The sequence below is a fragment of the Microcoleus sp. Pol12B4 genome (assembly GCF_036701385.1).
Lineage (GTDB): Bacteria > Cyanobacteriota > Cyanobacteriia > Cyanobacteriales > Microcoleaceae > Microcoleus.
Genome location: NZ_JAUBQR010000231.1, coordinates 1 through 10,713 on the forward strand (window position 1 = coordinate 1; position 10,713 = coordinate 10,713).

The 10,713-nt window shown below is 46.9% G+C and carries 4 protein-coding genes and 1 pseudogene; 2 read left to right on the top strand and 3 right to left on the bottom strand.

What is annotated here, in order from left to right; all coding sequences use genetic code 11:
- From QUA38_RS24130 to QUA38_RS24140, 3 genes and pseudogenes are all read right to left on the bottom strand, one after another.
- A pseudogene (locus tag QUA38_RS24130) lies at positions 1-188 on the bottom strand (hypothetical protein); the annotation flags it as partial.
- 165 nt (positions 189-353) lie between these two features.
- The gene (locus QUA38_RS24135; protein ID WP_333166385.1) at positions 354-1,499 is read right to left on the bottom strand and encodes a clostripain-related cysteine peptidase; all 1,146 of its coding nucleotides are present in this window, start codon (positions 1,497-1,499) and stop codon (positions 354-356) included.
- Between the two features lie 140 nt (positions 1,500-1,639).
- Positions 1,640-8,320: a translocation/assembly module TamB domain-containing protein gene (locus tag QUA38_RS24140; protein WP_333166387.1), complete on the bottom strand. Its 6,681-nt coding sequence runs from the start codon at positions 8,318-8,320 to the stop codon at positions 1,640-1,642.
- Positions 8,321-8,778: 458 nt separating this feature from the next.
- On the opposite strand from QUA38_RS24140, the gene QUA38_RS24145 reads away from it, so the two are divergent.
- Positions 8,779-9,153 (top strand): DUF3110 domain-containing protein, encoded by a 375-nt coding sequence (locus QUA38_RS24145; protein ID WP_333166389.1) that lies wholly within the window; start codon positions 8,779-8,781, stop codon positions 9,151-9,153.
- Between the two features lie 174 nt (positions 9,154-9,327).
- Complete coding sequence (murQ, locus tag QUA38_RS24150; RefSeq protein WP_333166391.1) at positions 9,328-10,242, top strand: N-acetylmuramic acid 6-phosphate etherase; 915 nt, start codon at positions 9,328-9,330, stop codon at positions 10,240-10,242.
- Positions 10,243-10,713: the final 471 nt, after the last annotated feature.

The following is a 10,713-nucleotide window of genomic DNA, read 5'->3' on the forward strand; positions in this document are numbered from 1 at the left end:
AAGAGCAAATATTTCATTGCTGCTGTAGCTTCTACTTTTGTGGGAAATGCAATATAGGTGATAAATCCGCCGTCCCAATGATTGGCGTTGCGGACACTGCTGATAGTCGCAACTCTCGGACTAAAGCGGTTCCAGTAAAAGTCGCTGTAGCCGATCGACTGTGTATTAACTTGGAGTTTGTTTGCCATCTGACTTAACTCCTATAACCTTGTGTGCGGGGTTGGCAGCAGGGCTTTAATTCTGCTACTTATATTATAGCATTGGGAAGTGGGAATTGGGAGCGAATGCTGGCTGTTTTTTTACCTCCTAGACTGCTTCTGTGAAGCCGGGAAAGTAAAATATCCCCAATACCTTTAGTTCTTTTTTGTCTCGAATACAACTGCATCAAAAAGCTCTACAAGCTTTAACTCTGAATAAACCGATAAATACAAATACTTTTCCAGTTTCTGCGGATTTCTAGGTAAAAACAACCCTAAGCCTGATAAGTTTTTATACTTAGACCTAATCCTTGAGTCAAGTAATTCACCATTCTGTTGCACTCTCTGAATGAGGAAATTATTTAAAAATAACAGTAAGTCGTTACAAGCTGACGGACTCGCACCTGATAATTGAGTAAGTTTTTGTAAAAACTTTACGAAATCAACAAAGGTTTCTCCAAAGTTACGATAAACTCCTACAGGATTGTTAGTGAGAAAATTGACTTCCGGCCCTAAAATTGAGGATATAAAAACTTTCACAGGCGCAATATCTGCTTGCAAAATAGAATCAATCACTACATTAACTTTTTCCGGCAAGTAGCGGAAATAATGATTGTTAGTTAATGTCAAACTATGGTACATATGAGGCGGTTCATAATCCATAATCTTGGTAGCTAGCTGAGAACCATCAATGTCTGGATAATCGCTCAAATCACTTAACAATTGCTCATAATAGTAATTGGGCGCTCCAAGTTGGAGTTGAGATGAAAGCGTATACTTAGCAGTATTTTGAAAGGTATGGTGTACTTCAATATTTCCTTTATTACAATTTTGGAAAAATAATACTTCTAGATTTCCCTTTACAGAGCGGTTAAAATCAAATATAAGTTGATTTATTTTTTGAAGATTCATCCATCTAATTTCTGAAATTGAAGGGGACGTGGGATGTTCGTCGGGGCTGATTTCCATAAGCGTTCCACTATGGCCTAAAAACACAATAGCCCAGCGTTTGGCTTGGAATTGAGATTGTGCCCAAGTTAGATACTCACTCAAGACTTCTGGGCTACTACTATCTGCTGTTTCTAAGTATTGCCTATCCACTTTACCTTGGCTAATGATGCTTCTAGAAACTTGTGCTGCTCCACTAAAGTCTGATTGTACGACTACTAAAACTTTGTCATTTTTTACACCTTTACTTAGCATTTGAATAATTGGTTGCCCGAATCTTGAAAGATTATTGTCATAGGGCATCCAGTATAGTAATATCCAGTCATAAGGATTTTTGACCGTACTTCCAAGCATATATTGGTCTCCCGAGTAATATATTGTCTCTATTAAAGAACTAATACTTACTGTTATCAATTTAATTGCTTTTCTTCTTTTTACGTTCTCTGCTCGTGGTTGAGGCTAGTCAGCTTTTTGTAGACATTATTTTTTGCTAACTAAAACCTCAATTCATATTCAGCGGTGACGCGATTGTCTCCTTGAAAATTACTCGAACTTCTGAGTAAAATTTTATCGCTCAATCGATAACGCACAGTAAATTCAGTCGGTTGATTGGCTGACAAAACTCGAATGATTGAGGCTGAAATATTGCGCGTGATGTCAAACCCAACTTCTAAACCTAAACCGAGAGAACCCGCACCAGAACTGGAACTAGCACTTTGTGCTTCGTTACCTCTAATCCGAGTGGGAAATAAGCGAAATTCGCTCAATCCTGTGGCGTTTGTAACCGCAGATTGAAGGTTGTTCAATAAACCCGCACCGGCTAAATTTGCGATCGCCAGTGTACTGTCTCCCTGTCCCAAAGTCTGCACGAAACTGCCGCCCAACAGCGCTACTATCTCTGTTTCCGATCGACTCGGAGAACTCCTCAACTGCAGACTTTCCGCCAACTGAGAAGCCCTTCCCTGCACTAACGCTTGAATTCGGACACTCCGCACATTGCCGAAACTTGTCGGTTCGTCTGCGATTTCAGAGGCTACAGATGTGCCGGGAGTGCGGAACCGCGTTACTTCCTGCACCGAAGTTGCTAATCTCACATCCAGCGTCGGATCGAGTCCTTGTCCTGGTACAAAAGTCGCAGTCTGCGCGTATCCTCGATCGAGTCTAAACTGCGTCGTAAACAAATTTACCGACCCGGAAGTCAACCGAATCGTACCGACAGGGCGAAGGTCATCTAAAGTTCCATTCACCGTCAAGCCCCCAGTCGCCTGAAAACTCAATATCGGCGCACTTGTTACCCGAATTCCCCGGCCCAACTTCAGCCGCAAATCGTTCAATCCAACTTCAAAGGAAGGGGAAGTCGGAGTTGCAGGAGAAGGAGAAACCTCAGTTGTAGGGGAATCAGAAACCTCAGTCCCAGGAGAAGGAGAAGATGTAGAAGGAGAATCGGAAGCAGAAGAGGAAGAAGCTAACTGAGTTGTGCCGCCGCCGGAACTCCGGAGAAATACTTCGCCGTTGTACAGTTCAATATTACCGCTCAACTGCGGACGCCTAGCCGTGCCCCTTGCTTGCACTTGACCGACAACGCCACCGCTGTACAATCCTTTGAGATTTAGTGCTAACTTGTCGAGGTTTACAGCCAGGGGATTAGCCGCATCGACATCGCCCTCAGCAAAAGGCACAGACAGCGGAATCACGCCAGCGGCGACAACTTGTCCCTGACTCAACTGTCCCCGAATTCCCTCTACCCGAATACGATCGCCCTCAAAGCGCACCGTCCCAGTCAGCCCTGTCAGCGGTTCTGGGAAGGCTCTCGCGCGGACAGTTGCATTTTCAAAATTCGCAATTCCTTGCGCTACAGGCTCTTGCAGCGTTCCTCCCACGCGAATTTGCACCTGTCCCTGGCCGCTGACCCACGCAACTTGCGGAGTCAATACATTAATAATTGCCAAACCTTCATTTTTCAAATTCGCCCTCAAATCGATTTGATTGCTATCAGCTTTCACCGCTGCAAACGGCAACTCAAAAGGCAAACTTCCCTGCACCTCAATTGGTTCGGTTTGAGTTACCAAAGCGCTGCCGCCAAAATTCAGGCGGGCGTTGCTGTAACTGAAACTACCGTCGGCTTGTTTAATCGGTTCTCCGTTTAGCGTGCCCTCAAGCAAACTCAATTCCCCGGTGGCTTGCGGGTTTTCCAAACTACCGGCTAAATTCGCCCGCAAATTCAAATTTCCTGTGACATCCACAAAAGGCAATTCCACCAGTTTTGCCAACTCTTCCACGGGTACATTTTCTACCCGCAACTGCCCGGATTGAGCTTTTTGCCCGAGTTGTCCCGAAAAGCCGATCGCACTTTTTCCCGCTCGAATTTCTAAAGGCAAAACAGTTAAGATTCCGTCCTGAAAACTGCCTTCAATGCTGAACTTTTCAGCGACATATTCTCCCCACTGCCAGTTATCGCCTTTCACGTTAAATTGAGCTTGCACGCCCGTTTGCAAAGAACCTGCGACAGCAATTTCCGCACCAAAAGTGCCTTGCAATTGAGATAATGGAGGGACTGTTTCTGATGATTTCACTGCCTGCTGCTGCTGCAAAATTGTTTCAATTTCTGCCAAGCGGCGCAACTGTTCGATTAGCGGGGCTTCAGGTTCTCCTACTGCTACAGTTTGCACGTCACCACTGTCACCGTAAACCGGAGGTTTTAAGCCTCTAGCCAAGTCGCCTAAATTGAAATATTGCAAAGCGGCTAAAACCTGCTGCAAATTGCCTTGCTGGACGTTAACTTTCCCGGCAAATTGCGGGTTTGCGCCTGTTTGAACATTGCCGGAAATTAAGTATTGACCGCTGCCTTGGCGGAATATGCCATTTGTGAGAGTGGCGCTGCCGTTAGCGTAGCTAAATTCGGCTTGGAAACTGTCACCTTTAATGTAGCCGATCGCCGGTTGGGCGATCGCAATTTGTCCGCTTGCTTGCAAAGTCGCCGGATTTAACGGCATCTTCCAACCGGGCACATTTACTTGTCCCGAAACCGTACCGGTTATCGGCCCCAAACCAGCCTCTTTACCGGGTGATAAATTCAAAGCAGCGAGGGGAAAATCGCTTAAATTAACTCGCAAAGTTTCTCCCTCGGTTTGGCCGCTAGCTACGGATTCCCCGCGTTGAATTAAGAAAGATGTCGGCAGAAAAGATTGATTTAAAGCTACTTCGATTTTGTCGCTGGCGCCGGCCAAACGCAAATCTACACTTTTCCCAGCATCCGCATTCACAGTCCCCGCCAGTACCGGGTCAAAAGCGATTTGATTTACTGCTAAATCCCGCACTTCCACGTCGCCAACTAAGCTGAGGGCGGCGAGGGTTCCGGTGAGGCGGCCGGTAAAATCGACATTGCCGCGCAGGGGTAGGTTTTGCTGTGAGGAATTTTTGTCCGCAATTGCAGACAAAAATCCTAACTGTTGTGCCGGTAAGGCTTCCAGATTAAAGTTGGCGAGTCTGACATCCAAATCTAAGTTGGAAATTGAGGGCCCTCCTTTACCTGCGAGTTCGACGTTAACAAAGCCGTTTGCTGTCAAACCGGGAGTTGTGGCGTTTTCAATTTCTACCCGTTTGCCGTCCCAATTAAATACTGCCTCAAAAGGTTGTTTCAAAAACGGCAATTCTGAGATGCGGAAACTGCCGCCGGCGCGAACATTTTGTAGGGGCGGTGCCCCCGTTCCCGCCCCTATCGGGCCGGATAAATTGATATTGCCGTTAAACAGTCCTCCAAGCTGGGGGAGATTTTGGGAACCAGAGACTACATCTCCGGTTTGCAAGCTTTGGCGCTGGGCTTCAAAGGCTTGCTGGAAGAGACTTAGAGCAATTTGCTCGCCCTCGATAGACGCGCGCCAATTCCCCGATGCGGCGCTGCCTTTAGCATTGACAATTCCTCCGCCGTTGGCGAGTCGAATTTGTCCGTCGCCGTTGGCGGTGATGCCGTTGGCGGTTAGATTATCTACAGTTCCCAAAATGCGGACTTGGCCGTCGAGGGTTCCGTTAATTTCTGGCGGTAAATCCGCTGTCAGCAAACCTGTTTGTTTGAGGGTTTGTTCTAAATTACTGACGGCTATTCCGTTGGTTTCCAGCAATGCTTGCCAGTTGCCGTTTTCCAATTTTGCTGTAGTATCGATCGCCCCGAGTCGATCGACCAAAATCCGTCCTTCTCCGCTACCACTAATTCCCTTCGCTGTCAAGTTATCCAAACTGCCCGCTGCTTGGAATTCGCCGTTAACTCTGCCGTCAAATCCTTTAGGCAAAGTCGCCGTTAGTGGAAACAGTTGGAGATTGCGGATTGTTTGTTCTAAGCGACTGAGAATAACTCGATCGGCATCGGCGAAAGCTTGCCAGCGTCTGTCTTCTAATTTACCTCTAAAAGCAAGAGTACCGTCCCCTATATTGAGTAAGCCGCTGCTGCTGACGCCTATGTCGGGGGCGGTTGAATTATCTAGACTGCCACTGGCTTGAATTTGATTAGATATTTGTCCGTATAACGATTTTAGATTTTGGATTTTGGATTTTAGATTTTTGATATTGGCGACTGTTTGGGGATTGTCAGCAGTGAAAGCTAAGCCAACATCTAACAGCGGCAATCCTAAATTTACTAAACGGCTGATGGAAGTGCGATCTGTTTCTGCTGTTCCTTGCCAGTTTCCCCCAGCCAATTCTCCTTTAAAATTAACATTGCTGTCAGCAATATTGAGTCTGCCGCTGCCGCTGGCATTGATGCTGCTAGCCGTCAAATTGTCAAGACTTCCCGATGCTGTAAATTGACTCGATAGTAGTCCGTCAATCGATTTTAGATTTTGGATTTTGGATTTTAGATTGTTGAGATTGGCAGATTGCTGATTTTCGGGATTGAATGCTGAAGCCACATCTAAAATCGGCAGTGTCACATCTACCAATCGGCTGATGGAAGTGCGATCTGTTTGTGCTGTTGCTTGCCAGTTTCCCGCTACCAATTCTCCGTTTAAATTCACATTGCTGTCGGCAAAATTGAGCCTACCGTTGCCACTAACATTGATTCCGCCCGCCGTCAAATTGTCAACATTGCCCGCCGCTCGAAATTCACCTGCTAGCTGCCCGTTTAACGATTTGAGATTTTGGATTTTAGCTTCTAGATTCTCCCGATTTGCTGGCGTTTCCCGTGTTAATAACGGCAAGCCAATATCAATCAATTGATTTACAGCCACTTTTTCAGTGTTGCCAAAAACTTGCCAGCGACCAGATTCTAGTTCGCCATTAACATCAACAATACTGTCAGCAATATTCAGCGTTCCTTTGCCCGTCGCAGCGATCGCATTTAAACTCAAATCGTCCAAAGTTCCCGCAGCTTCGACGGTTCCGCTGACCAAACCCGCTACTTCAGGAGGCAAATTCAGCCCCGGCAGGACTTGCTGCAAACTGTTGAGATCCACACGATCGCCCTCGATGATAGCTTGCCACTGACGGTCTTTTAGCGCAGCATCCACGTTAACAGAAGCGTCGCCAATTTTCACAACCGTATTTTGCAAATCTGCCGAATTCCTTGCGGCTCGAATTTCGCCCGCTGCGGGGAAAGTTCCTTGCGGTGCTTGCCATTGAACTCTAGCTTGAATGTTTTCTAACGGGCCGAAAACTTGAGCTTTGGCGGAGACACTGCCAATGTTAACAGTAGCAGGAATCGGGAGAGCGTAAATTTGGGCGATCGCGTCTCCGGGTACATTTTCAGCTTGGAAGTCAAACACCAAACCAGATGGCGAATTCTTACTTTTTAAAGCAATATCGACTTCACCTTTACCGCCAATTTTACCCCCCGCCGTCGGCACCACCAAAATATCGCTCAAAGTCAAACCTAAAGAGGAAAACGGGGGAATAGAGGATTGAGAATTGGGAGTAGGGGTTTGAGCCATTCTCCCGCGTTCCAATTTGAAATTAGTGCTAATATTGTTTAATTGCAGTCGATCGACCGTAGCGGGTTTTGTCGAGGCGATCGTACCTGTCAGCACCGGCATTGCAACTGTTCCAGTCAGCTTGGCATCCGCCTTCACTTCCCCCGCCACAGCAACGGGCAATACTACTTTCTGCCCTAACTCTGTCTCCACCGCACTGACAACACTTGCAAAAGCGACTGGTTGCACATTAGTTGTTAGATTGAAGCTAGCTTGTTGGAGATTAAAATTAGTTCCAGTTGCAACTGTTCCTGCTATTTTTAGCGGAATTAAACCGTAATTAGCCGCCAGACTATCGACAATAAAATTAGTTCCCTGAAACCGCAACTGACCGCTACTATTTTGTATAATTTGTTTCAGCGGGCGAATACTCGCTTGCACTCCTCCAAAACTAGCCGTTCCGGTAATTCCCGATACTTTATTCTCTCGCACTTGCACGGTCAAATTGCCATTAGCCAGACCTTTTTGTAAAGAAATGCTGGAAAGTCTTAGCAAGCGAGCGAGGTCGGGCAAAGGCAAATTTTGACCTTGCAACTGCAGGTTAGTTTGAGCTGCAGGTAACATAGAATCAGCTTTAAGTATAAAATTATCGCTGTTAGTAAACTGACCGTTTACTTCGTAGAGAACGCGCTGATTTTGATCGCGAAATAGAGCACTGCCATTTCTCAGACTTACAGAAATAGGAGCCGAAGTTTTCTGTCCGACTGCGGGACTCGGCACCAAAACAGCAGCGGCATTTTCAGCTCTAATTGCTTCAACTTCTGTTTTAAATAAACCCGGAGATTTCCGCTCTGCAGTTGGAATATTAACCCAGCGGCCTTTAGCATCCTGTTCGATATAAGCGTTGGCTTGAACTAAAGTAATATCTAATTTGAGAGTGCGGGTGAACAGCAGTTGCAAAACCGAAAACTTTACTTTAACTGCTTCTGTAGAAGCGTAATCCGGATCGGTAGGAGTTGCAGGTAAAGTCGATCGGCCAAACCGCAAACTTGTCAGAGAAAATCCCTCCAAACGTCCGAGTTGTACAGGCCGCTTCAGCAACTGACTAACTTCAGTTTCCACCAAAGGAGCTAACTTTTCCCGCACCCAATGGTATCCTACCGCCGCCCCCACCAAGGCGAGAATACCTAATCCCGTACCGCTAAGCAGCAGCAGACGCCACCAGCGGCGATGGGGACGGGGTGCGAGTTGATTTTTGTTATCGTCCGAGTTAGTCATGGGTGTTTCTCAAAAATCAGAGAATTCAGGAATTATAGGAAATCAGCCGATTTTAGACAGGTATAATCTCTGTGATTCGCCAGGGTGCCTTCTGCCTTTGGTAGACTCAAAAGTGAGGTCGGAAGTGCCGATCCCCGGATTGAACGCACGCAAAAGGCACGCCCCCACTCCAGGGTAGACTCCACAAACCTTTACCGAACTTAATCAAAACACGCAACACCACCTAAAACCAAGTCCTCCAACTCCTCCAAATCCTCTAGATTCCCCCCGCAGTGCAGGATCGGTGGTGAATCTCAAATCTAAAATATCAAACCAAGTCGTCCAAATGCCCCAATTCCTTTCGATCGCGCCAGTGCAGGATCGGTGGTCAATCTAAAATCTAAAATATAAAATTTAAAACCGGTTGCCCGATCGCTCCTAAGATAAAAAAACGGTGGTTAAGAAGGTCTTTAAAACTTATGCGAGTGTTCGTCTTACTCTTCAATGCCCGCACCGAGAATGAGGGAATTCATACCATTCAACTCGGCGATCGCAACAAAGTTCTGATGTTTGAGTCAGAAGACGACGCCACCCGCTTTGGGGTGATGTTGGAAGCTCAGGATTTCCCAGAGCCCACGGTTGAGGCGATCGACGAGGAGGAAATTAAGGAGTTCTGCGACAGTGTTGATTATGATTGGGAATTTGTGCCTGCAGGCGCGCTGGCGATCCCGCCAGAAGACAATGTAACACAGACTCAGTGGCAGCCGGAGCCCGAACCCGATCCAGATCCAGAGTCTGACGTTTCCCAAAACGAACTGGATTCTATTCGCCGCCGACTCGAGGGACTTTTGTGAGAGTCGGCAGTCATTAGTAGAGTCTAATTGCAAAAATTGCTCTCTAATCTTGAAAAGCATCTGCGTTTATCTGCGTTTATTTGCGGTTTCCCTCTAAATCAATGACCGATGACCCATAACCCGTGACCCATGACCCATGACCCATGACCCATGACCAATAACGCAGAAAAAATTATGAAGAATTTGGAAGAACGGGGCCATCTGCTGACGGAACAGGTGAATGCCAACAGCGAGAATTTAGACCAACTCAGTTCGATCGAATTAGTGGACTTGTTCAACCGGGAAGACGCCCAAACCTTAAGCGCGATCGCCCGTGCCCGCGAACAGTTAGCCCAAGCGATCGACATTGCAGCCGAGTCTCTGCGTCTAGGAGGCCGCCTGTTTTACGTCGGTGCGGGTACTTCCGGGCGTTTGGGGGTGCTGGATGCGGCCGAGTGTCCCCCCACCTTCTGCACGCCGCCCGAACTCGTACAGGGCATAATTGCCGGGGGTGCAGGGGCTTTGGTGCGGAGTTCGGAGGATTTGGAGGATCGGGCTGAGGATGGGGCCGAGGCGATCGCCCACCGTCAAATTATCAACTTAGATGTGGTTGTCGGCATTACGGCTGGAGGTACGACGCCGTTTGTCGCCGGCGCTTTGCAGGCGGCGCGCCAGCGGGGGGCGAAAACTGTGTTTATGGCCTGCGTACCCGTCGAACAAGTGAATTTTGAGGCTGATGTTGATATTCGGTTGTTGGTTGGTCCGGAGGTAGTGGCGGGATCGACGCGCTTGAAAGCCGGTACAGTAACAAAAATGGCTTTAAATATCATTTCGACTGGGGTAATGGTGAAGCTGGGGAAGGTTTACGGCAATCGGATGGTTGATGTGGCGGTAACTAATAAGAAATTGCGCGATCGGGCTGTGCGGATGTTGCAGGATTTGACTGATTTAAACCGGGATGAGGCGGGTTTTTTGCTCGAAAAAAGTGGCAAGTCGGTTAAATTAGCTTTGATGATGCACTGGACTGGTTTGGAGAAGGAAGAGTGCGATCGAGTTTTGGGAGAATTTCAAGGGAATTTGCGATCGGCTGTGGCATCAATTAGTCAGTAGTCAGTAGTCATTAGTTATTGGCGATTAGTTATTGGTTATTAGTTAGACGTGTCCGGTCAATTGCCTCCGCTTCGCTTCGCCCATAATTGCTGTAGGGGCAGGTTAAATAACGATCTATATTGACAATGAGATATGCGGTAAACCCGCCCCGACGGAGGTATCGCGGTCACTCGATCGGACATAATATTATTGGTTATTGGTAGCAGCTAACCAATAATCAATAACAAATAACAGCAGTCAACTGTCAACTGTCATTTGCAAGATAGAGTCAAAAAATTGTGAAATCTCTTCAGTGGATCTGATGTGATAAACACTTTTGGTATTTTGAGAACGATCGACATACTCGCGATATCTGGGAGTCAAATACTTGTGACACAACCAAAGAACGCGGTAACTCTTACAGCGTTTTCCGCTGTTATGAGGTACAATAGCAACAGTTAGCAAACCAATTTCTTAAATGCTGAGGATTTA

Bases quoted from the DNA above. Each gene is read 5' to 3' on its own strand.
- murQ (WP_333166391.1), top strand. From the start codon at position 9,328: ATGAAGAATTTGGAAGAACGGGGCCATCTGCTGACGGAACAGGTGAAT.
- QUA38_RS24145 (WP_333166389.1), top strand. From the start codon at position 8,779: ATGCGAGTGTTCGTCTTACTCTTCAATGCCCGCACCGAGAATGAGGGA.
- QUA38_RS24135 (WP_333166385.1), bottom strand. From the start codon at position 1,499: ATGCTTGGAAGTACGGTCAAAAATCCTTATGACTGGATATTACTATAC.
- QUA38_RS24140 (WP_333166387.1), bottom strand. From the start codon at position 8,320: ATGACTAACTCGGACGATAACAAAAATCAACTCGCACCCCGTCCCCAT.